The 22,122-nt window shown below is 71.3% G+C and carries 17 protein-coding genes and 2 pseudogenes; 5 read left to right on the forward strand and 14 right to left on the reverse strand.

Going from position 1 to position 22,122, the window contains the following annotated elements; genetic code table 11:
- Positions 1 to 17 precede the first annotated feature (17 nt).
- From ACY0I8_RS04150 to ACY0I8_RS04160, 3 genes are all read right to left on the reverse strand, one after another.
- On the reverse strand, positions 18 to 623 hold the full coding sequence (locus ACY0I8_RS04150) for a hypothetical protein (protein ID WP_461393707.1): 606 nt from the start codon (positions 621 to 623) through the stop codon (positions 18 to 20).
- Positions 624 to 724: 101 nt separating this feature from the next.
- The gene (locus ACY0I8_RS04155; protein ID WP_461393708.1) at positions 725 to 3,328 is read right to left on the reverse strand and encodes an NAD(P)-dependent malic enzyme; all 2,604 of its coding nucleotides are present in this window, start codon (positions 3,326 to 3,328) and stop codon (positions 725 to 727) included.
- 13 nt (positions 3,329 to 3,341) lie between these two features.
- Positions 3,342 to 3,917 carry a hypothetical protein gene (locus ACY0I8_RS04160; RefSeq protein ID WP_461393709.1) on the reverse strand — a complete coding sequence of 192 codons (576 nt, stop codon included), beginning with the start codon at positions 3,915 to 3,917 and terminating at the stop codon, positions 3,342 to 3,344.
- On the opposite strand from ACY0I8_RS04160, the gene ACY0I8_RS04165 reads away from it, so the two are divergent.
- Positions 3,905 to 5,227: a M48 family metalloprotease gene (locus ACY0I8_RS04165; protein ID WP_461393710.1), complete on the forward strand. Its 1,323-nt coding sequence runs from the start codon at positions 3,905 to 3,907 to the stop codon at positions 5,225 to 5,227. The genes ACY0I8_RS04160 and ACY0I8_RS04165 overlap by 13 nt on opposite strands.
- Before the next feature lie 280 nt (positions 5,228 to 5,507).
- Here the strand turns inward: ACY0I8_RS04165 and dapF are convergent, their stop codons facing one another.
- Together dapF and ACY0I8_RS04175 are read right to left on the reverse strand one after the other, a co-directional pair.
- Positions 5,508 to 6,371 (reverse strand): diaminopimelate epimerase, encoded by an 864-nt coding sequence (gene dapF / locus ACY0I8_RS04170; RefSeq protein WP_461393721.1) that lies wholly within the window; start codon positions 6,369 to 6,371, stop codon positions 5,508 to 5,510.
- A 34-nt stretch (positions 6,372 to 6,405) separates the two neighbouring features.
- Positions 6,406 to 7,017, reverse strand: a complete 612-nt coding sequence (locus tag ACY0I8_RS04175; protein ID WP_461393711.1) for an NUDIX hydrolase — start codon at positions 7,015 to 7,017, stop codon at positions 6,406 to 6,408.
- A 100-nt stretch (positions 7,018 to 7,117) separates the two neighbouring features.
- Here ACY0I8_RS04175 and ACY0I8_RS04180 point away from each other — a divergent pair, with 100 nt between their 5' ends.
- Positions 7,118 to 7,384 carry a hypothetical protein gene (locus ACY0I8_RS04180; RefSeq protein WP_461393712.1) on the forward strand — a complete coding sequence of 89 codons (267 nt, stop codon included), beginning with the start codon at positions 7,118 to 7,120 and terminating at the stop codon, positions 7,382 to 7,384.
- On the opposite strand, the gene ACY0I8_RS04185 is transcribed toward ACY0I8_RS04180, so the two are convergent.
- From ACY0I8_RS04185 to ACY0I8_RS04220, 8 genes and pseudogenes are all read right to left on the reverse strand, one after another.
- Positions 7,365 to 9,452: a hybrid sensor histidine kinase/response regulator gene (locus tag ACY0I8_RS04185; RefSeq protein WP_461393713.1), complete on the reverse strand. Its 2,088-nt coding sequence runs from the start codon at positions 9,450 to 9,452 to the stop codon at positions 7,365 to 7,367. The two genes, ACY0I8_RS04180 and ACY0I8_RS04185, sit on opposite strands and share 20 nt — an antisense overlap.
- A 22-nt stretch (positions 9,453 to 9,474) precedes the next feature.
- Positions 9,475 to 9,924 (reverse strand): universal stress protein, encoded by a 450-nt coding sequence (locus ACY0I8_RS04190; RefSeq protein WP_461393714.1) that lies wholly within the window; start codon positions 9,922 to 9,924, stop codon positions 9,475 to 9,477.
- A gap of 171 nt (positions 9,925 to 10,095) precedes the next feature.
- Positions 10,096 to 10,803 carry an ABC transporter ATP-binding protein gene (locus ACY0I8_RS04195; RefSeq protein ID WP_461393722.1) on the reverse strand — a complete coding sequence of 236 codons (708 nt, stop codon included), beginning with the start codon at positions 10,801 to 10,803 and terminating at the stop codon, positions 10,096 to 10,098.
- Positions 10,804 to 10,813: 10 nt separating this feature from the next.
- Positions 10,814 to 11,374, reverse strand: a pseudogene (locus tag ACY0I8_RS04200) (ABC transporter ATP-binding protein); the annotation flags it as partial.
- 414 nt (positions 11,375 to 11,788) lie between these two features.
- Positions 11,789 to 12,013: pseudogene (locus tag ACY0I8_RS04205) on the reverse strand (ATP-binding cassette domain-containing protein); the annotation flags it as partial.
- 6 nt (positions 12,014 to 12,019) lie between these two features.
- The gene (locus tag ACY0I8_RS04210; RefSeq protein ID WP_461393715.1) at positions 12,020 to 13,132 is read right to left on the reverse strand and encodes a branched-chain amino acid ABC transporter permease; all 1,113 of its coding nucleotides are present in this window, start codon (positions 13,130 to 13,132) and stop codon (positions 12,020 to 12,022) included.
- A gap of 10 nt (positions 13,133 to 13,142) precedes the next feature.
- Positions 13,143 to 14,039 (reverse strand): branched-chain amino acid ABC transporter permease, encoded by an 897-nt coding sequence (locus ACY0I8_RS04215; RefSeq protein ID WP_461393723.1) that lies wholly within the window; start codon positions 14,037 to 14,039, stop codon positions 13,143 to 13,145.
- 213 nt (positions 14,040 to 14,252) lie between these two features.
- Positions 14,253 to 15,374, reverse strand: coding sequence for an ABC transporter substrate-binding protein (locus ACY0I8_RS04220; protein ID WP_461393716.1), 1,122 nt, complete (start codon positions 15,372 to 15,374; stop codon positions 14,253 to 14,255).
- 219 nt (positions 15,375 to 15,593) lie between these two features.
- Between ACY0I8_RS04220 and ACY0I8_RS04225 the strand changes: the two genes are divergently transcribed.
- Together ACY0I8_RS04225 and tgt are read left to right on the forward strand one after the other, a co-directional pair.
- Complete coding sequence (locus tag ACY0I8_RS04225; protein ID WP_461393717.1) at positions 15,594 to 17,090, forward strand: sigma 54-interacting transcriptional regulator; 1,497 nt, start codon at positions 15,594 to 15,596, stop codon at positions 17,088 to 17,090.
- Positions 17,087 to 18,235, forward strand: coding sequence for a tRNA guanosine(34) transglycosylase Tgt (gene tgt / locus ACY0I8_RS04230; RefSeq protein WP_461393718.1), 1,149 nt, complete (start codon positions 17,087 to 17,089; stop codon positions 18,233 to 18,235). Before ACY0I8_RS04225 ends, tgt begins: the two co-directional genes overlap by 4 nt.
- Before the next feature lie 218 nt (positions 18,236 to 18,453).
- Here the strand turns inward: tgt and ACY0I8_RS04235 are convergent, their stop codons facing one another.
- Positions 18,454 to 19,641: a nickel pincer cofactor-dependent isomerase, group 22 gene (locus ACY0I8_RS04235; RefSeq protein WP_461393719.1), complete on the reverse strand. Its 1,188-nt coding sequence runs from the start codon at positions 19,639 to 19,641 to the stop codon at positions 18,454 to 18,456.
- 54 nt (positions 19,642 to 19,695) lie between these two features.
- On the opposite strand from ACY0I8_RS04235, the gene ACY0I8_RS04240 reads away from it, so the two are divergent.
- Positions 19,696 to 21,810 carry a lytic transglycosylase domain-containing protein gene (locus tag ACY0I8_RS04240; RefSeq protein WP_461393720.1) on the forward strand — a complete coding sequence of 705 codons (2,115 nt, stop codon included), beginning with the start codon at positions 19,696 to 19,698 and terminating at the stop codon, positions 21,808 to 21,810.
- Positions 21,811 to 22,122 lie beyond the last annotated feature (312 nt).

Here is a 22,122-nt window from a genome sequence, read left to right on the forward strand (position 1 = left end):
CAGACCGTTTGCAGGCCTTAGTCGCGGGTCCAGCCGGCCTCCTCCGCCATCCGGCCGAGGCGGGTCACGAGGTCCCGGAGGGCCTGCCCCCACACGGGACGATAGTCGTAGGCCCACCCGTCGTACTCCTCCCACCGGACCACCCGGGTGACCTCGATCGTCTCGGTCCGCTCCAGGGGCGGCCCGCCCGGGGCGGAGAACCGGATCCCGGCCACGAGCCGCAGGCTCTTTCGGATCTCTTCGGGGATGCTGAGGTCCGCGCCGTCGAGTTCGAGGTCCGCGAGGCAAAGCGAGGCGAGCCGGAGGGGCTCGGCCGGGGGCCCGGCCCCCACCTCGTCGTAGCCGGCCGAGAGGTCTTGCACGGTGACCGTGAGCCGCGCCCCGGCCGGAGGGTTCACCGCCCGCGCCCACTCCCCCAGGGAGGCCCGGAGGTCCGCCCCGACGGGAAGATACTGATAGGTTTCGATCGGGCCCACCAGCACGGGGTAGGGGTCGGCCACCTCGACCCGGAGTTCAACCCAGTGCGGCAGGGTCCGGGGGCCGGGGCGGGCCGCCGTGCAGGCCCAGAGGGCCGCCGCGCCGAGGGCGACGCCCGCGGCCGTGAGCCAACGCTTTCTTCCCATGGCACGCCTCCTTCCCCCCTCCCTTGGGTCCCGGGGCCGGAGGGTTCCTTACACCTGCCGACGGAAGCCTTGCCGGATCCCCGGCGACGCGTTGGTGAGGCCTAGGCCGGGGGGTCGTCGACCTCCGGGCCACCCGGCAGGATGCAGGCGGTCTGGTCGGCGATCTTTTCCTCGGCGCCGATCATCTGCTCCTCGTAGATGTACTCGGTGAGCCGGCGGCCCACCTCGGCCGGGTCGAGGTCGAGGCGGGCCACCCCGGTCTCCCGGGCGGCCCGGGCCACGGCCTCGGCCACCCGGGGGGGCACCGTGAAGTCCATGGCGTCGGGGATGATCCGGTCGGGCCCCTTCTGGGAGGCCGGCACGGCCTGGGCGATGGCGTGGGCCGCCGCGATCTTCATGGCCTCGTTGATCTCCCGGGCCCGGACGTCCAGGGCCCCGCGGAAGATGCCCGGGAACGCCAGGCAGTTGTTCACCTGATTGGGGAAATCGCTCCGGCCCGTGGCGACCACCGCGGCCCCGGCCCTCCGGGCCTCGTCGGGCAGGATCTCGGGCACCGGGTTCGCCAAGGCGAACACCACGGCCCCGGGGTTCATGGACCGGACCATCTCCGGGGTGAACGCCCCGGCCGCCGAGAGCCCGATGGCCACGTCGGCCCCCCGGAGGGCCTCGACGAGGCCGCCCTTCAGCCCGTCGGGGTTCGTCCGGCGGGCGATCTCCTCCTTGTAGGGGTTCATGCCCTTCTTCCGCCCGGCGTAAAGGGCCCCGGTCCGGTCGCACACGATCACGTTCCGGGCCCCGGCGTCCAGAAGAAGGCGCGTCACCGCAAGGGCGGCCGCGCCGGCGCCGTTCACCACGATTTTCACCCCGTCGAGGGGCTTGTCCACGATCTCCAGGGCGTTGAGGAGCCCGGCCAGCACCACCACCGCGGTGCCGTGCTGGTCGTCGTGGAACACCGGGATGTCGAGCCGTTCCCGGAGCCTCGCCTCCACCTCGAAGCACCGGGGGGCCGAGATGTCCTCCAGGTTCACGCCCCCGAAGGCGGGGGACAGGGCCTCCACGGCCCGCACGATCTCGTCCACCTCCTGGGTCGCGAGGCACAGGGGGAAGGCCTCCACCCCGCCGAAGGTCTTGAACAGGATCGCCTTCCCCTCCATCACGGGCAGCGCGGCCCAGGGCCCGATGTTCCCGAACCCCAGCACGGCCGAGCCGTCGGACACCACGGCCACCAGGTTCGCCTTGGCCGTGTAGTCGTAGACCCGCTCCAGGTCAGCCATGATCTCCCGGGCCGGCTCCACGGCGGCCTTGGGGGAGTAGAGATCCACGAAGATGTGCTCGTCGCGGATCGGGATCTTCGGGGTCACCTCGACGCACCCGTGGTACTTGCGGTGGAGGGCCAGGGCTTCCTCCTCGACCCCGGCTCCCCGCGGCACCCGGGCGTGGGGACCCATCTCGTACCAGGCCCGGTCGCCTTCGTAGAGGAAGGTGCGCAGCCGCTCGGCCACGGCCCCGGGCGGGGGAGCCGTCTTGGCCATGCCGGAGTCCACGGCGGCCCGGGCCACCGCCTCGGCGATGGCGGGTCCCACCAGGAGATCCAGGGGATCGGGCAGGATGTGGTGGGCCGAGAGCCTGCGCTCGGGCACGAGGCCAGCCATCGCGTCCACGGCGGCGTTGAGCATGGCCGTGTTGATGTCGGCGCACCGCACGTCCAGACAGCCCCGCAGGAAGCCCGGGGTTACCGTGGACGAGCGGATCTGCACCGGGAACACGCTGGTGCCCGAGGCGTACACGGCCGCACCGCCGGCCTCGGCCTCCTCGGGGCCGATCTCGGGCTCGGGCAGGGCCAGGGCGAACACGATGGGCCGCTCGCCCATGGACCGGACCATGTCGGCCGTGAGCACCCCGCCCGAGGAAAGGCCGATGAACACGTCGGCCCCCCGGATCACCTCTTCCAGCGGGCCCCGGAGCCCCTCGGGATTGGTGCGCCGGGCCAGGAGCATCTTGGCCCAGTTCATGTGTTCGAGCCGGCTCGGGTAGAGGGCGCCCCGGGTGTCGCACAAGACGATGTTCCGGGCCCCCAGGCGAAGGAGCCGGCGGGTCGTCCCGGCACCCGAGGCCCCGGCCCCGGCGATCACGATCTTCACGTCCTCCAGGCGCTTTCCCACCACTTTCAGGGCGTTTCGGAGGGCCGCGGCCACCACGATCCCGGTGGCGTGCTGGTCCGAGTCGAACACCGGGATCGGCAGAGCCCGCCGCAGCCGGTACTCCACCGCAAAACAGTCCGGGGCCCGGATATCGTCGAGCACCACCCCGCCGAAGGTGGGGGTGAGGAGCCGGACGATCTCGGTGAGGTCGTCGGGGTTGGCGGCCCGCACCGCGAAGGGGAAGGCGTCGATGTTGGCGAAGGTCTTGAACGAAACGGCCCGGGCCTCCAGCATGGGGAGCGCGGCCTCGGGGGGCACCCGGCCGATGCCGTAGAGGGCCGAGGCGTCGGTGACCACGGCCACGCTGTCGCCCCGGCAGGTGAGCTCGAACGACGCGTCCTCGTCGTCGGCTACCGTGAGGCAGCATGCCCCGACGCCCGGGGTGTAGAGGCGCGAGAGCACCGAGGTGTCGCGGATCGGCACCTTGGACTGGATGCCGATGAGGCCGTGGTACTTCTGGCGGTAGTAGAGGCTCGGCGGCCGGTCGTAGAAGCGTTCGGGCATGGAAGGTCTCCGATCAGGGGGTACGGGAAGTCGGGTTGAGGCATCGGCCGGTCGGCGCTAGCATGCCGGAAGCCCCGAGGGCCGAGAGGGCCCGGCGGGCCTCGGCCACCCGGCGGCCGATTTCCTCCACATCGCTGCCCGAAAGCCGGGCCCCGGGGCCCAGTTCGTGCAGTAGCCGGCCGTCGGGAAGCCGGTTCGGGTGGAGAAGGAGGTCCGACAGGGCCTGGAACGCCCGGCGGGCCTCCCGGGTCTCGAGGGCCCCGAGGAGCCGGCGGCAGTTGTAGCTGTAGCAAAACACATACCGCCCGGCGCGGATCTCGCAACCCCGGGGGCCCAGGCCGAAGGGGTGCCGGGTCCTGCGCCAGTCGGGGGGCGGGGCGAGCGGAGCCGCCACCCGGTTGACCCACCGGTACCAGGGGTTCTCGAAGGTTCTGCGGCAGTAGCACGACCGGCAGCACGGCGAAGCGCAGCAGGGGCACACCCGGGCCGTGAGCCGGTCGATCCGGTCGCGCACGGCCGCCTCCAAGGCCGCGTAGGCCCGGGCGGCGGCGAGCGCGGGAAAGGAGGGCTCCAACGATGAGGCGATCATCGATGCGCTTTGGGGGAGCTCTGGGGTTCGGCGCCGCACTCATGCTCCTCCTCGCCGGGTGCGCCGTCAACCCGGTGACCGGGCGCCAGGAGTTCGTGCTCATGGGCGAGGAGCAGGAGCTGCGCATGGGCGAGGAGGCGTATCCGGTCTACACCCAGATCTCCGAGGGGGAGTTTCCCGATCCGGCCCTCCAGGCCTACGTGGCCCAGGTCGGCCGAAGGCTCGCGGCCCTGAGCCACCGGCCGGGGCTTCCCTACGAGTTCAACGTGGTGAACGCCTCCGAGATCAACGCCTACGCCCTGCCCGGGGGGAAGATCTCGATCACCCGGGGGCTTTTGACGCGCATGGAGAACGAGGCGCAGCTCGCGGCTGTGCTGGGCCACGAGATCGGACACGTGGCGGCCCGCCACCAGGCCGCGGGCTACACCCGGCAGGTGCTCGCGGGCGTCTTGACCACCGTCGGGCTCGTGGCCCTGGAAACCGCCCGGGTCCAGGGCGGCGAGCTCCTCGCGCAGGGGGGACTTTTGGCCACGAACCTGGTGCTCATGAAGTATAGCCGCGACCAGGAGCGCCAGGCGGACGAGCTCGGCATGGAGTACATGACGGCGGCCGGCTACAACCCCGAGGGCATGGTCCAGGTGATGGAGATCCTGAAGGCGAGCCACGACCGGGAGCCTTCGGCCGTGGAGTCGCTCTTCCTGAGCCATCCCCTGACCTCGGAGCGCCTGGCCCGGGCCCGGGAGATGGCCGAGCTGCAGCCGGCGCGACTCAAGACCCCGGAGCGGCTTCGGGCCGAGCCGTTCCGGAAGGCCACGGCGGGTCTTCGGAAGGTCGCTCCGGCCTACGCCAAAATGGACGAGGGCCGAAAGGCCCTGGCCAAGGGAAAGGTGGACGAGGCCCTCCGTCTGCTGCGGGAGGCCACCGAGCTGGCGCCGGGGCACGCCCTGATCTGGGCACTCCGGGCGGCCGCCGAGGCCAAGGCCGAAAAGCTCGACGAGGCCCTCCGGTCGGCCGAACGGGCGGCCACCCTGGCCCCGAAGCTCTTCCGGGCGCGGTTCACGGCCGGCGTGCTGGCCTTCGAGGCGGGCCGGCACGGCAGGAGCCTGGAGCACCTGGCCGCCGCCGAAAAGCTCGTGCCGGGGCAGCCCACGGTGGCGTTCTTCCGGGGCCGGAACTACGAGGCCCAGGGAAACCGGGAGGCCGCGGCCAAGGAGTACGCCGCCGTCCTCCAGAAGGTCCGCAAGGGGCCGATGGCGGAGTACTGTTTTCGCCGGCTCTCGGAGTGGGGATACATCCGGACGAGGGGGTGAGGCGGGCGGGGCCTGCAAGGGGTTCGCCCCGCCGCGATCCGGGCCCAAGGCCCGAAGGGATCGTGTCGCGGCTTGAAAGCCGCTCCCACAGGCTGGGACACTCGCTGGCGCTGGAATCACAAAGGCTTTTGGCGTCCTATTAACCCGACGCCAATACAGGCGCGCAAGGAGACCGCGAGGGCATGGGGCCTGCTTCCGGCCGTGCGTGAGTGCGGCATCCGGCCACTGTAGGAGCCACGCCCGGCGCTCCAGCAGGCCCCATGCCCCCGACCGTCTCTATTTAGCCGCCGGAGGAATAGCTTCCCAGCCTCCCAGCGTCCGAGCGGGAAGTTGCGAGGTAAACGCCCTCGAACACCTCGACGGCCGGGCCGGTCATGAACACCCGACCCGAGGCGCGGTCCCAGCGGATCTCGAGTTCCCCGCCGTCCATGGCCACCGTGACCTCCGGGCCGGTCCGTCCGGTCCAGTGGGCCGCCACGGCCGCGGCCGAGGCCCCCGTGCCGCAGGCCAGGGTCACCCCGGCCCCGCGCTCCCACACCCGCATCCGGATCCGGTCGGGCCCGAGCACCTCAACAAACTCCACGTTGGTGCGGCGGGGGAACCATGGATGGCGTTCGATCCGGGGGCCCATCTCTTCCACCGGGTAGGTTTTCGCGTCGTCCACGAACACCACGGCGTGGGGGTTTCCCATGGACACGCAGGTCACCTTGACGTCGGGCCCGTCCATGGGCAGCGGCGCCTCCCGCACCGGCGCCTCGGCCTCCACGGGGATCCGGGCTGGGTCGAACGCGGGCTCCCCCATGTCCACCTCGACGAGCTCGCCCACGAACCGGGGCACCACCACCCCCGCCAGCGTCTCGACTTGAAGGCGTTCGCCGCGCCAGCCCAGGCGGTCGCGCGCGTACCGGGCGAAGCACCGGATGCCGTTGCCGCACATCTCGGCCCGGGAGCCGTCGGCGTTGTAGATGTCCATCCGCAGATCGGCCCGGTCCGAGCGCCGCACCAGGAGCACCTGGTCGCAGCCCACCCCGAACCGGCGGTGGGCCAGGGCCGGGGCCAGGTGCGACCAGTCCCCCCAGTCGGTGTCGCGGCAGTCCACCACCACGAAGTCGTTTCCGAGCCCGTGCATCTTAACGAAGGGGATCTCCACCGGATTCCTCCTCGGGGCCAACGCCGGTTCAGGGCGCCGCGGCGCCTTCGGATCGGGCGGCGGGAAACGCCAGGCCCATGGCCCGGCAGAACCGCTCCACGAGCCGGTAGGTGATGCCCCAGAGTACCGGCCGGCCGGGCCCCAGGAGTTGGATGGCCGGGTGGGCCCAGTCTTTGCCCCCGAACCGGAACGTTTTCACCAGGTGCCGTGCCGGGTCCACGAGGTGGGCCAGGGGAACCCAGAATGCGGAGGCCACCTCGTGGTTGGGGCGCAGCACGGGGTCCCCGCCGAGGCCATACACGAAGCACGACACCACCACCGGGAGCCGCTCGGCGTGGTGGGAGCCCAGGGTGCCGAGGTAGCGCGCCCGGGCGAGGTCGAGCCCCACCTCCTCCAGGGTCTCCCGCTCGGCCGCGGCCCGGGGGTCGGCGTCGCCTGGGTCGATCCGCCCGCCCGGGAATGCCAGATGCCCGGACCAGGGGTCCCCGTCGCACCGGGCCCGCTCGATGAACAGCACCTCGAGTCCCTCCGGGCGCTCCTGCAGACACAGGGCCACCGCGGCCCGCACCGGGGCCACGGTTCTTCCCGACGGGGGGCGGTACCGGGAAAGGCGCTCGGCCACCTCATCCAGCGTGGTCACGTTTCCTCCTCGGAGCCTGCGCTTGCCGGGCGTAAGGAGCGGGTGCTATCGTCGCGCCATGGCTGAAAAAGCGGCCTTCGGCCCACCGGGGATGGAGAGCATGGACGAACCGATCCGCGACGAGGAAGAGGCCCGGCGACTCGCTCGGACGATTGTAAGCGACCTGGCCGCCTACCACAAAAGCGAAGTGGAACGGGGAATCGTGGAGGACCGGCTCTTCGAGATCATGGAGTCGGCCATTGCGGAAGGCCGGCGTCACTACGAGGAGCGGGTATCCCAAGACCTCTGGCCCCGGGGGTACTACGAGAAAGCCCTGGTGGATTTCCTGCTCAAACCGTTCGGGAAGATCAAGAGCCGCATCTGGTGAACGGGGGCCCGGCCAGGACTTCGGAGACCGCCGCCAATACGTCCGCCCCATCGAAGGGCTTCGAGAGCACGGGAACTCCAGGGGCCAGGTTGCGGGCGAGGTCTTCTCGGCCCGTGATGAAGAGCACGGGGACCTCGGGGGCGAGCTCCCGGAGCACCCGGTACACGGCGCTTCCGTCGGTCCGGGGGAGCACGAGGTCGAGGAGCACCGCCCCCAGGTCGGCCCCCAGGTCCCGCACGGCCTCGAGCCCCTCGATGCCGTCCCGGGCCCAGCGGGTCCGGTACCCTGCACCTTGGAGCGCGCGTTCCACCAATCGGGCCACCGGGGGTTCGTCCTCCACCACGAGCACCGTGGCCGAGCACAGGGGGTGGGACGACGGCCGACGGTCCCCCGCGGCCGCCGGACGGCCCGGCGCCTCCACGGCCGGCAGCGCGAGCTCGATCCGAGTGCCCCGGCCCGGCTCGGACCGGAGCGACACCCGCCCCCCGGCCTCGGTCACGGTGGCGTACACCATGGAGAGCCCGAGCCCCGTGCCCTGGCCCACGGGCTTCGTGGTGAAGAACGGCTCGAACACCCGGTCCTGGACGTCGGGGGGAATGCCCACCCCGGTATCCTCCACCCAGATCCGGACCCACCCGTCCCCCGTCGGCCGGGCCCCGAGGCGGATCTCCCCGCCCCGGGGCATGGCGTCCCGGGCGTTCACGCCGAGGTTCAGGAGCGCGGCGGTTAGGAGCGACCGGTCGCCCCGCACCGACGGAAGGTCCGGCTCCACCTCCAGGGCGAGCCGGATGGTGCGGGGCACGGTCCGCTGGAGGAGCGCGGCGGCCTCCTGGACGAGCCGGCCCACGGCCACCGCCTCGTCCCGGCCGCCCTGGCGCCGGGCGATGGCCAGGAGTTGCCGGGTGAGCTCCCCGCCCTGCTTGCACAGGTCCCGGATCCGGTCGAGCTCGGCCAGGGCCTCGGGATCGCCCTCCAGCCGCAGCCGCAGCCCGTAGAGGCACCCCAGGATGCTTCCGAGGAGGTTGTTGAAATCGTGGGCTACCCCGCCCGCGAGTTGCCCCACGGCCTCGAAGAGGCGGCTTCGCTCGAGTTCCTTCCGGAACCGCTCCCGCTCGGCCTCGGCCCGCTCCCGGGCTTGGATGTCCTCCTCGAGCCGCCGCTTCGCCTCCTCCAGTTCGGCCGTGCGGGCCTGGACCCGGGCCTCCAGCTCCTCCCGGGCCTGGCGGAGCGCCTCCTCGGCCCGCTTGCGCCGGGTGATGTCGGTGATGCTCACGGTGACCCGGGAGAGGTCGGATTTCTCCGGGGGGAACTCCACCCGCATGAGCACCTCGAGGGGCTCGCCGTCCACGGTGCGGTTTTGCCCCTCGCACTCGAAAAACCGCTCGCCCCGGGCGAGGGCCGCCACCTCCTTGGCGAACACCGGGAACGACTCGGGGGTGAAGATCTTGTCCAGCGAACCGAGGAGTTCCTCCCGCGAGCGGGCCCGAAACAGCCGCAGGGTGTAGTCGTTGACGTCCAGGATCCGGACCAACCGGGCCGCCCGCACGGCGAACTCGGGGTGGGCCGCGAGGTGCGCCTCGACGTCGGTGACCCCCTTGGCCTTGAGCCGGTCGAGCTCCTCCTTCAGGGCCGAGAAGTCCTCCTCCCAGATCGACACCGGGATCTCGTGGAAGATCCGGCGGTACCGGGCCTCCAGCTCCGCCACCTCCCGGCACCGGCGGGCCAGCCGCAGGGCCGGCCCGAGCCGGGCCGCGGCCCCGTCCAGGCCGGGGAGGGGGGACGGCGCGTCGGCCTTCCAGAAGAGCCCGAGCCGGGCCGGTTCGCCGGGCAGGGGGATCCGCCGTGCGGCGCCGAACGGCGGAGGAGGGGCGGGGGTGTCCGCCCCGAGCCAATCGCAGAGCGCGACCGCCCCTTCCGGCCAGGCCAGACATGCGGCCGGTCGCTCGGCGTGCCAGAGGGCCGCGGCGGCTGCCCCGGTGAGATGGGCGAGCCGGCCCAGTTCGGCGGCCGGATCCTCGGCGAGCCGCTCGGGGTCGGGCCAGAGGGAGAGCGGGTCCGGAACTCCCACGGTGCTCGGGTCGGCTGGGGGGTCAGGCGGGCAGGGGGACGGCCAGTACCGGGAACCGGGCCGCCTCGACCACCCGCTGCACCGTGGAGCCGTAGAGGGCCCGGGCGAGCCCCCTGCGGCCGTGGTTCCCCAGGACCACGAGGTCGGCGTTGCGCTCCGAGGCCACCCGGAGGATCTCCTCGGCCGGGTCCCCGGCGGTGACGTGGAGCCCCACCCCCTCCCCCAGGTTCGTCAGCGCGTGATCCCGGAGGACCCGCAGCGCCTCCTGCTCAAGCTCGGGAACGGCATCCTCGGACCGGAGGGCCGGGAGATCGAGCCCCATCAGCCCCTCGGGGAGCGACTCCACCACGTACAGCGCGGTGAGGTCGGCCCCGATGGTGGTGGCGAGGGTCTTGGCGAAGGTGCACACGCTCGAGCCGTCGTCGGAAAGGTCCACGGCCACCAGGATCTGACGGATCGGGCTTGCGCTCATGACACTCCTCCCATCGATGGGGTGAAACGGCACGGAGGCCTATCGGTATCGCCGAATCTACCACGCATCCGGCCGCCCGGCGAGCACGGCGCGGGCACAGAAACGCCGCGCCCCGAAGGGCGCGGCGGCGCGGCGCGCGGACAACGCCCCGCGGGCGGGGCAAGCGAGCCCCTATCCCTCCCCCAGATAGGCCTCTCGGACCTTGGGGTTCGCGAGCAGCGCCTTGGCCTCGTCCTGGAGCACGATCCGGCCGGTCTCCAGCACCCAGCCGTAATCGGCGAGCTGAAGGGCGGCGTTGGCGTTTTGCTCCACCAGGAGCACGGTGATCTTCTCCTTGGCGATCTCGGCGATGATCTCGAAGATTGTCTCCACCACAAGCGGGGCGAGCCCCAGGCTCGGTTCGTCCAGGAGGAGCAGCCGGGGCCGGCTCATGAGCGCCCGCCCGATGGCGAGCATCTGCTGCTCGCCGCCCGATAGGGTGCCCCCGTCCTGGTTGAGCCGTTCGGCGAGCCGGGGAAAATAGCCCAACACCCGGTCCAGGTCCTTTTGGATGCCCGCCTTGTCCTTGCGGATGTACGCCCCCAGCAGCAGGTTCTCCCGCACCGTGAGCCGGGGGAAGATCCGGCGGCCCTCGGGTACCTGGCAGATCCCCATGCGCACGATCTCGTCGGGCGGCGTGCGGTGGATGGGTTTGCCCAGGAACTCGATCGTGCCTTCCCGGCAGCGCTCGATCCCCGAGATGGTCATGAGCGTGGTGGATTTGCCGGCCCCGTTGGCACCGATCAGGCAGCCGATCTGGCCCTCCTGGAGTTCGAAGCTCACCCCTTTGAGGGCGTGGATGTTGCCGTAATAGGTGTGGACGTTCTCGAGCTTGAGCATCGGCTGGGCGTTAGGCATGGGCGGCGGCCTCCCGTCCCAGGTAGGCCTCGATGACCTTGGGGTTCGTGCGGATCTCGGCCGGGGTGCCCTCGGCGATCTTGACGCCATGGTCGAGCACCACGATCCGGTCGCAGATGCGCATGATGACCTTCATGTCGTGTTCGATCACCAGGATCGCAATGCCCTGCTTACGGATCCGGTCGATCAGATGGACGAGGCTCGCGGTCTCCTGGGGGTTCATGCCCGCGGCGGGTTCGTCCAGCAGGAGCAGCGCGGGTTCGCTCGCCATGGCCCGGGCGATCTCCAGGAGCCGCTGCTCGCCGTAGGGGAGGTTCCGGGCCAAGGTCCCGGCCCGGTGTTCCAGGCCGACAAACCGCAGGGCCTCCAGCGCCTTGCGGGTGATCTCGGCCTCTTCTTTCTTGAACGCCCGGGTCCGGAGGGCCGCGCCGAGGAATCCCACCCGGGTGCGGCCGTGGAGCCCGATCTTCACGTTGTCGATCACCGACAGGTTCCCGAAGAGCCGGATGTTCTGGAACGTGCGGGCCATGCCCAGCACGTTCACGGTGTCGGGCCGCATGAAGATGCCGAACACGGCCCGGACCTTCGGCCGAAGGAGCGTCACGACGATCCAGGGGGCGTACCCCAGGTACACCACCGAGGCCGCCGCGAGCACGGGCTTGAGGGGCATGAACTGGAACGCTTCGGGCACCGGGAAAAACCGAAGGTCACCGTAGTGGCCAAGCCGGGTGAGCCACCACAGGCCTGTGCAGAAGTCGATGCCCGCAAAGAGGAAGGTGAGTCCCCGGGTCCACTCGATACCGGTGCGCATGCGCCGGGCCGTGTAGGCCCGCAGTACCCCCAGCCCGAACACGGCCAGGAAGGTCTCCACCTGGAAGAACACGTGGGGTAGCACGGCCGAAGCGAACACCGGGATCCAGAGAAGCGAAAGCAGAAGGGTGAGCGCGCTCGCCCGCTCCACGGTGTGCCGGGCCGACTCCTCCACCGGCGGTACGATGTCGGTGCCCCGGAAGAGGATCGTCCCCTTGGTGGGCCGGGTCACCCCCGTCAGGCAGTTAAAAAGCGTGGTCTTTCCGGCGCCGTTCGGCCCGATCAGGCCCACGATCTCCCCCTCGCCCACCGAGACGTCCACGTCGGAAACCGCGGTCAGGCCCCCGAACACCTTGGTCACACCCTTGGCTTCGAGAATCATCGTCGGCTACCCCAGGGAGTTCTTGTCGTGGTCGGTGGCGACCTCGTAGAAGCTCTCGTCCTCGGCCTCCCGCTCCTTGTCGGAGCCGGGGTGCATCTCGCCCCGGACCCGGACCTCGGGGAAGAGTCCCTCGGGCCGGAACCGCATCATGAGCACGAGGATGAGGCCGAAGATGAGGTACCGGGCGTTCACGAGATCGGGGCTGATCCAGGTGATTTCGGCCCGTCCGGCCCAGTCCACGAAGGCGCCCAGGCCCACCCGGAGGATCTCGGTCATGGGGATCATCACGAGGGCCCCCAGCATCACCCCCACGACCGATCCCATGCCCCCGAGCACGACCAGACACAGCACCAGGATCGACTCCCAAAACTTGAACATGTCGGGGTGGATGAACCGGAACCACCGAGCGTAGAACGACCCCACCAGGGCGCCGATGGCCGCGCTCACCGCGAAGGCGAGGATCTTGTACCGGATGATGTTCACGCCGCAGGCCTCGGCCGCGATCTCGTCCTCCCGGATCGCGAACCAGGCTCGGCCCAGCCGGGAGTCCTCGACCCGCCGGACCAGGATCACCACAAAGGCGAGGAGCACGAGCATCAGGTAGAAGAACTCCCACTCCTTGCTCAGGACGTGGCCGAAGATCGAGGGGGCGGCGATGCCGGGGATGCCCATGGGGCCCCGGGTGAGCCACAGCTCGTTTCGGATCACGAGCCCCACGAGTTCGGCAAACCCGAAGGTCACAATGGCGAAGTAGTCGCCGGTGAGCCTGAGGGTCGGGGCCCCCAGCAGGATGCCCCACAGGGCGCCGTTCAATGCTGCGAGGGGAAGAATCACCCAGTAGGAGAGCCCGTAGTGGATGGTGAGGAGCCCGGCCGTGTAGGCGCCGATGCCGTAAAACCCCACGTACCCCAGGTCCAGGAGCCCCGTGAACCCGGGCACGATGTTGAGCCCCAGCGCGAGGCCCATGTACACCATGGTCAGCGTCGCAACCCGGGTCACGTACCCCGAGGCCTCGCCCAGGGGCAACCAGGGGAGCACCAGGGCGAACAGGAGGATCCCGGCCACGGTGGCCCGGGGATGATCTTCCAGATAGGCCCGAAGGCGCATGCCGTTGCCCATGGTGCCCTCCTCACACCTTCTGGATCATGGCCTTGCCGAGAAGGCCCGAGGGTTTGAACACGATCACCAGGATCATCACGGCGTAGGCGATGCCGTCGCGGTACTGGGACGAGAGGTAGCCCGCCCCGAACACCTCGGCCACCCCCAGCACCACCCCGCCGAGCATCGCCCCCGGAACCGACCCGATCCCCCCGAGCACCGCGGCGGCAAAGGCCTTGATGCCGGCGATGTAGCCCATGGTGGGCCAGATCGCGTTGTAGAACACCCCCACCAGGATCCCGGCCACGGCCCCCAGCGACGAGCCCAGGGCAAAGGTGAACGAGATCACCCGGTTCACGTTGATGCCCATGAGCGCCGCGGCGCGCTTGTCCTGGGCGATGGCCCGCATGGCCGTGCCCACCTTGGTGCGGTGGATGATGGTGTGCAGGGTATACATGAGCACCAGGGTCGTGGCCAGGATGAACACCTGGAGCCAGGTGACCTGCACGTCGCCGATCTGCACCGCCACGTCCGAGAAGAACGCGGGCAGCGCCTCGAGCGGGTAGCTCTTGATCATGGCGCCCCATTTGATGAGGGCGACGTTCTGGAAAAAGATGCTCATCCCGATGGCCGTGATCAGCGCTGCAAGGCGGGGGGCGTTGCGCAGGGGGCGGTAGGCGACGATGTCCAGGAGGATCCCGATCACCGCGCAGGTGGCCACGGCCACGAGGCCCGCGACGAAGAACGGCACCTTGTACACCGTGACCAGATGGTAGGCGATGAACGCCCCGAACATGTAGATCTCGCCGTGGGCGAAGTTGATGAGCTCGATCACCCCGTACACCATGGTGTACCCCACGGCGATCAGGGCGTACACCCCGCCCACCGTGAGCCCGTTCACGAGCTGCTGCAGGAAGAGCGACGACATGTCGAACAGGTTTTGCCAGTCCACCGCCGGGTCCTCCTCGGCCGCCTCGCAGCCAAGCGGGTCAGGGGGAACCCCGATGGGGGTTCCGGTGGTTCCGATCGGGGCGGGTGGGAGACTGAAAGACCCACCCCGCCCGAAAACGCGGGGCCCAAACGCGGGAACAGGTAGGCTCCCCGCCTACCTGTTCCCGGATCGCCCCGACTCAGATCGGGCTTACTGGATCTGCTTCTTGGCGCTCACCCACTTGCCGCCCCGGATCTCCTTGATGAAAGCCGACTTGAGGCAGTCGCCGTTCTCGTCGAAATAGGTGGCGCCGGTCACGCCCTTATAGGCCTTCTCGGGGGAGTTCAGGCTCGCCAGGTAGTCCCGGATCTTCTCCCGGTCGAGGCCCACCTTGGCGATGGCCTCGGCCGCCAGGCCCACGGCGTCGTAGGTGTTGGCCGCGAACCAGTTGGGCTCGATCCCGTACTTCTCCTTGTACGCCTTGATGAAGCCCTGGGCCTCGGGGCCGGCCGCGTCGGGCAGGAACGGCGTGGTCACGAAGAGCCCCTCAGCGTCGGGGTTCTTGAGCATCACGTCGTCATCGAGGCCGTCGGCGCCGAAGAAGCCCACCTTCATGCCGAGCTTGGCGGCCTGGCTCACGATCAGGGTGCCCTGGGGGGCGTAGCCGGGGATGAAGATGGCGTCGGGTTTCATCATCTTGAACTTGGAGAGCTGGGGCGTGAAGTCGGTGGTGTCGGAGGTGTAGGCCTCGGTGCCCACGATCTGGATGCCCCGCTTCTTGGCCTCGGCCACGAAGGCGTCCTTCAAGCCGATCGAGTAGTCGTTGGTCTCGTAGAAGATGGCGATCTTCTTCCAGCCCAGGGCCTCGTCCACGTACCGGGCCAGGAACGCGCCCTGGAAGTCGTCTTTGTACACATTCCGGAAATAGTAGGGGCTCGACTTACACAGGTTCGGGTTGGTGGAGGCCGGCGAGATGGCCGGGAGCTTCGCGTCCTTGTAGATGGGCGCGGCCGCGAGGCTCGCCGAGGAGCACAGGTGCCCCACCACGATCGCGATCTCCTTGTCGCCGGCGAGCTTGGTGGCCACGTTGGCGGCCTCCTTGGGGTCGCACAGCTCGTCTTCCAGGAGGATCTCCACCTTCTTGCCGTTGATGCCGCCGGCGGCGTTGATCTCCTCGGCCTTGAGCAGGGCGCCGTTCTTTACCCCCTCGCCGAAGGAGGCCAGGGGCCCGGTGAACGGCGAGGCCACGGGGATCTTGATGGTGTCGGCGGCCCAGGCCGCCGATCCGACCAGGCACGCCACCGCCGCGGTGAGAAGAAGCTTCTTACGCATGGGTCGACCTCCTTTTTGGCAAAACGAAACGGTCCGCCCCCCGGCCCAGATCCGGGGTGGCGCGCATCTTAGTGAAGGACCCTAGGGGTGTCAAGAACCTAAAACGGGGTGTGAAACCGTGGGATTTGGTTTTGGGGAGGCCAAACCGGCCGGGGTTTTGACCCCCCGGCTGGCGCCTCCTATACTCGGATCCCTTCCCCTACCGCCCCGAGGCCGCCCATGACCGAGTCCGCGACACCCCGCCCCCTGCCCCGCACCGTCAAGGAGCTCCGGGCCCTGTACCGGATCAGCCAGGCCGTGGGTGCGTCGCTGGAACTCACCGAGGCCGTGGAACCCGTGCTCCGGATCCTGGCCGAGGAGCTCGGCATGCAGCGGGGCACACTGGCGCTCGTGGAGCCGGGCACCGGGGAACTCGTGATCGAGGTGGCCCACGGGCTCACCCCGGCCGAGATCCGGCGGGGCCGATACCGGGTGGGCGAGGGGGTCATGGGGCGGGTGCTCGAACGGGGCGAGCCGATGGTGATCCCGAGCATCGGGGCGGAACCGTTGTTCCTCGACCGCACGGGGGCCCGGGCCGGGCTCGACCGCTCCCGGGTGGCGTTCTTGTGCGTGCCGGTCAAGGTGGCCGGCGAAACCGTGGGGGTGCTCTCGGCCGACCGGCTGCCCGCCGTCGGGGACGAGCTCGAGGACGATCTGCGGGTGCTCCAGGTGGTGGCGGCGTTGGTGGCCCAGGCCGTGCGAACCCAGCAGCGGCTGCGGAGCGACCGGCGGGCCCTGGAGGAGGAGAACCGGCGGCTCCGGGAGGCGTTCCAGGAGCGCTACGGCCCCCCGGCCTGGGTGGGCGAGAGCCCGGCCCGGGCTGCCGTGTGGGACCAGGTGAGGTTCGCGGCCCGGGGCCGTTCCCCCGCCTTGATCACAGGCGCACCCGGCACGGGCCGGGGATTCGTGGCCCGCGCGATCCATGCCGCCTCCGCCCTTCCGGGTCCGTTCGTGGAGGTCCCCTGCGCTAGAAGGGAGCCCGGGGACCTGGAGCGGGCCCTGTTCGGGCCCGGCGGGGCCGCCGAGCAGGCCGCGGGCGGCACCCTGTATCTCAAGGATGTGGAGAGCCTGCCGGCCGACCTCCAGGCCGTGCTCCTCCGGCTCCTGCGAGCCGGCAATCCGCGGGTCGTGGCCTCGGCCGGGCCGGAACTCGCCGAGGCCGTGCGGCGGGGGGCGTTTCGCGACGATCTGTATCGCCGGCTGGCCGCCCTGCCGATCCATCTGCCGTCGCTCGCCGAGGCCAAGGCCGATGTGGTGCCCCTGGCCCGGGCCCTTCTGGCGCGGGTGGCGGGCCCGGGGGCCCGGTTCTCCGAGGAGGCCGAGGCCGCCCTGCGGAGCCGGGCCTGGCCGGGGAACGTGGCAGAGCTCGAGGGGGTGGTGCGGGAGGCCGCGGCCCGGGCCGGCGGGGGCGAGGTCGGTGCCGAACACGTGGACGGGCCGGGCCGGGACGCCGTGCCGGCGGGAAGCGCCGAGGAGGTGCTCGGCCGGTGGGTGGAGGAGCTCCTGGACCGGCCGCCCCCGGAGGGGGTGTACCGGGCGCTGGTGGACCGCCTCGACCGGATCGCCGTGGCCCGGGCGTTGAACCGGGCCGGGGGGGTTCGGATCCGGGCGGCCGAACTTCTGGGAATCAACCGGAACACCCTCTACGCCAAACTCGACCGGATGAACCGAACGTGAGCCAACCCGTCCGATACGAACTCGTGCACCGGGACCGCGGGACCCGGGCCCGGGCGGGGGTGCTCCTCACCCCCCACGGCGCGGTGGAGACCCCGGTGTTCATGCCCGTGGGCACGCAGGCGGCGGTGAAGATTGTGGACCCGGAGTTCGTGGCCCGGGCCGGCGGCCGGATCGTGCTCGCCAACACCTACCACCTCCTGCTCCAGCCGGGGCCGGCCGTGGTGCGCCGGTGCGGGGGACTCCACGGGTTCATGGGGTGGTCGGGCCCGATCCTCACCGACTCCGGGGGGTTCCAGGTGTTCAGCCTGCCCGGTAGGGTCATCGAGGAGGAGGGGGTGCGGTTTCCCCTGGACAAGGAGGGGAGCCAGACCCTGCTCCTGACCCCGGAGGAGTCGATCCGCACCCAGAACGATCTGGGGGCCGACATCATCATGGCCTTCGACGAATGCATCCCCTTCCCGGCCGAGCACGCCTACGCCGCCGCGTCGGTGGAGCGGACCCTGCGCTGGGCCCGGCGCTCCCTCGAGGCCCATCGCCGGCCGGGGGAGCAGGCGCTCTTCGGCATCGTCCAGGGCTCCGTGTATCCCGACCTGCGGGAGAGGTGCGCCCGGGCCCTCGCGGCGATGGACTTTCCGGGGTACGCGGTGGGTGGGGTGAGCGTGGGGGAGGGCCACGAGCTCATGAAGCGGGCCGTGGAGATGTCGGAGCCGTTCCTGCCGGAGGACAAGCCCCGGTACCTCATGGGGGTGGGAAAGCCCGAGGACATCCTCGAGGCCGTGGAGCGGGGCATGGACATGTTCGACTGCATCATCCCGGCCCGGTTCGCCCGCGGGGGGACCCTGTTCACCTGGACCGGGAAGATGCGGATCCAGCGGCCCCAGTACCGCAAGGACCGCTACCCGGTGGACACCTCCTGCGGGTGCCCCACCTGCCAGCGGTTCTCCCGGGCGTACCTCCACCACCTGTTCGCGGTGGACGAGCCCCTGGGGAAGGCCCTGGCCACGGTGCACAACATCTTCTTCTACACCCAACTCATGGCCCGGGCCCGGGAGGCGATTCTGGAGGACCGATTTGTTTCCTTCAAGCGGGCGTTCTACGCGGACTACCTCGACCGGCGGAAACGGCCGGGAGGTTCGGACGGCTAGGCATCGGCGGGGGCATGTGGAAAACTTCCAGGCCGACCGGCGGGTTCGGCGCCGACGGGGTTCGGTCGTGCCGGCCCCCCGGGCTCGTCCTGGTTGTAACATTCTGAAAAGATTTTGTTTTCTGTAATTTTCTTCGGGGTCGCACAAAAAGAGTGCACCCCGGAGGAGGGGCCGAAACCACGGGGTTCTGGCGGGTCGTCCACAGGCCCATCCACAGGTTATCCACAGTCCCTGTGGACACCCGGGGGAAGTTCGCCGGCGAGGACGGGGCTGACCCAGAACCGCTCCAGATGGCCGGTGTCGGGGATCCGCACCGCCCGGACGGTTTCGGCATCGGACCCGAGCGCGTCGAGGGCCACGGTGACGGCCTCGTCCGCGTCGGCGGCCACGTAGGGCAGCCGGGCGGCCTCGAGAAACCCGGTGGCCCGGGCGTTGGCGTAGGTGGCGCCCCAGTCTATCGCGTCGGCGAGCCGGCGGGTGACCACGTCGGCGTAGCCCACGCCGTTGGCGTTCCCGCCGGAGGCCGGCGTGAGCTCGAGGGCCACGACCCTGCGGACGCGGGGCGTGGCCCCGCATCCGGGAAACCGCCGCTCGAGCCCGATCACGTGGAGATCCATGCCGGTACCCGAGACGTCCTTGCCGATCCGGTCCACGACCAGCAGATCGAGGTCGTCCCAGGGAAGCCGGGGCATGAACTCCCGGGCCCGCTCCAGGAGCCGGTGCTCGGCATCGAGCCAGGTCCGGGGCTCCAGGAGCTCCAGGTGGGCCACCTCGCCCCGGCCGTTGGGCACGAGCCCGATCCCGAAGGGGAGCCGCCCCGAGGCGAGCCAGAACGAAAGGACCTGGGGCAGGGCGTCGGCCGGGCCGTACCGGTGCACCGCCCGGGCGCTCTCGGCCTTCCCGAGCCCCACGGCCAGAAGCTTCGTGGGCCCGCTTTCGAGAACCCCTCGGAACGCGGTGTGGGGCTTGACCCGGTGCAAGGGCACCACGGCCGCGGCCTCGGCCGCGGCCCGGTCGCACCACACCGGAAGGCCCGGCGCGGCCTCGCCCAGGCGCACCACCTCGCCGCCGGAGACCACCGGCGCCCCGACGGTCTCCTCGGTGATCCCCAGCCGTGCAAGGGTGTCCCTCTGCCCGGCCGGGGTGCCGCCCCCGTGGGTTCCCATGGCGGGCACCACAAACGGGTCGGCGCCTTCGGCCCGGAGCCACCCCACCAGTTCCCGCACCAGCTCCGGGAGGCCGGGGATGTGCCGGCTTCCCACGGGAACGGCGACACGGCCCCGGGGCGGCCGGGGGGCGCATTCGAGCGCGTGCCGGAGCGCCGCCGCGGGGTCGGGAAGGCGGGGGGAAGGCAGGTCCTGTCGAACCGGGATCCAGCGGATGGGGCCGGGCGAGGTCGGGCACATGGCGGGTTCCCTCCCCACCCCGGACCGGGCCGGTCCCCGGCCCGAGGAGGCAGCGTGAACGGTCGGATGCAACGAAGCGGCCCCGCGCGGCTCGCGGCCCGCTTCCTGCTGGTCGCCATTGTAACGTGGGCGGCGGCAATTGTCGCCCGGGCGGCCGTGTGGGAGCGGTTCCCCACGGCTTCTGCCGCGGAGGCCCGGTTCCGGGAGGCCCGGGGCCTGGAGGCGGGGGATCCCGGGGCGGCCGTGGCGATCTACCGGGAACTCCTGGCTGCGGGGTTCGAGCCGGCCGACGCCGCCCACGCGGCCCTCGGACGACTCCTCCCGCCGGACGAGGGGGCGCCCCACTGGAGGGCGGTGGCCGAGGCGAGCCCCCCGAGCCCGTTTCTCCCCGAGGCCTTGGCGTTCCTCGCCGAGGCGGCCGCGGCGGAGGGCCGCCACGCGGAGGCGGCAGCGCACTACGCGCGCCTAGAGGAGGTGGCCCCCGACGAGGATTGGGAGGTACGGGCCCTCGTGGGGCAGCTCGCCGCGCTCGGCTCCGCCGGGCGGCGGGCGGAAGCCCTCCGGGTGGCCGAGCGGCTGTGGGTCGAGTTCGCCCACCGGCCCGAGAGCCGGCAGGCCGAGCCGGTCCTTGCCGCGGCCGGCCGGGGCGATCCGTTCAAGCCGGTGGCCGGGGAGCGGATCTTCGCCCGAGGAACGCTGTTGCTCGATCGGGGCCGGCGGGACGAGGCCGTGGCCACCCTAAGGGAGCTCCGCCGCCGGCTCATCCCGGGGAGCCGGATCGAGCCCGAGCTGGACCTGACCCTGGGGAAGGCGCTCTACTTCCTGCGGCGGTATGACGAGGCCCTGGAGCCGCTGGGCCGGGCGGCCCGGGATCCCAGGACCGAGGAGGAGGCCCGGTTCTACCGGGCGCGATGTCTGTTCGGTCTGGACCGGGGCGACGAGGGGGCCCCGGACCTGGTGCGGCTCGCCGAGCGGTACCCCCGGAGCCGCCGGGCGCCCCTCTATCTCTATCAGGCCTACCGGGTGTTCGAGGGCCGCCGCCTGTGGGACGAGGCCGCCCGGGCCCGGGGCCGGCTGCTCGCGGCCTACCCCGGGAGCGCCGAGGCCCGGGACGCCCGGTTCAACCTGGGCTGGGATGCGTTCCGCCAGGGCCGGTTCGACGAGGCGGCCCGGGCGTTCGCGGCCTCGGCCCGGGGGGCGGCCCCCGGGTGGCAGCGGGCCCGGGGCCTGTACTGGCAGGCCCGGGCCCTGGAAGCGGCCGGCGACGGGCCGGCAGCCGCGGCCGCGCGAAAAATCCTCGTCGACGAGCACCCCCTGGGGTACTATGCCCTTCTCGCCGCCCACTGGGAGGACACGGGGAGCCCGGAAGGCTGGGCCCTCCCCGATCCCCGACGCCCGGTGTCGGGCGCCCTGCCCTACTGGCCCCCGGCCCTGGAGGACCTGCAGGCCGCCGGCCGGCCGGGCATGTACCTGCGCCTCGGACTCGACGAAGCCGCCCGGCGCCTCCTTGCGAGGGCCCCGGCCCGGGGCGAGGCGGCGGCCCGGCTGCGCTACTGGGCCGGGGACTACGCCGGGGCGGTCCGGGCCGCCTCCCGCGGTTGGGCCGACTGGCCCCCCACGGGGGAGCCGGACCCCCTGTCGGCCGAGGGCCTCGCGTTTCCGGTGGCGTTTCCGGAGGAGGCGGCCGGGGCCGCGGCCGAGGCCGGGATCCACCCCCACCTCCTCCTGGCCCTGGCCCACACCGAGAGCCATTTCGACCCCAAGGCCTATTCCCCTTGGGAGGCCCGGGGACTCACCCAGTTCATCCCCTCCACCGCCGGGGTCGTGGCCCGGCGGCTCGGGGTGGACCCCTTCGAGCCCGAAGACCTCTTCGACCCGGCCCTGGCGCTCCGGTTCGGGGCCCGTCATCTCCGGGACCTCCTGGACCGGTTCGGGGGCGACCTGGTGGCGGCGGTGGCCGCCTATAACGCGGGCGCCGCGGCCGTGGAGCGCTGGCGGAAGCGGTGGGCCGGGGAGCCCCTGGATGTGTTCGTGGAGTCGATCCCGTACCGGGAGACCCGGCGCTACGTGAAAAAGGTTCTCACGGCCCTGGACGCCTACGACCGGTTGGACCCGGAACGGGCGCTTCTGGGCAGGCCCCAGATCTCATCGGGCGGGCCGTCGCCCTGAGCCCGGTCGCCGACCTCGATCCCCGGGCGTCGGTCGGCCGCGGGGCTTCGGTGTCACCCGGACGGGGCGTGGCGCCGTTCTCCGCCCACGGGAGGGTTCGGCCGAGGTGCCGTCCGGGTCTGAAGTCTGTCTTCTGGGGTACGTTTTCCGACCCGGGTTGACACCGGAGGGGGCGGTCTTCTATATGTGCGCGCGGGAACTTTCGCAACCCTGGCAGAAGCCGTGTTTTTCGGCGGGAGGAAGAGGCTTGTTTACCATCGTGGAAAAGCAGACCCTGGCACCCACGGTGCACCGCATGGTGATCCAGGCCCC

Source organism: Deferrisoma sp. (genome assembly GCF_054681715.1).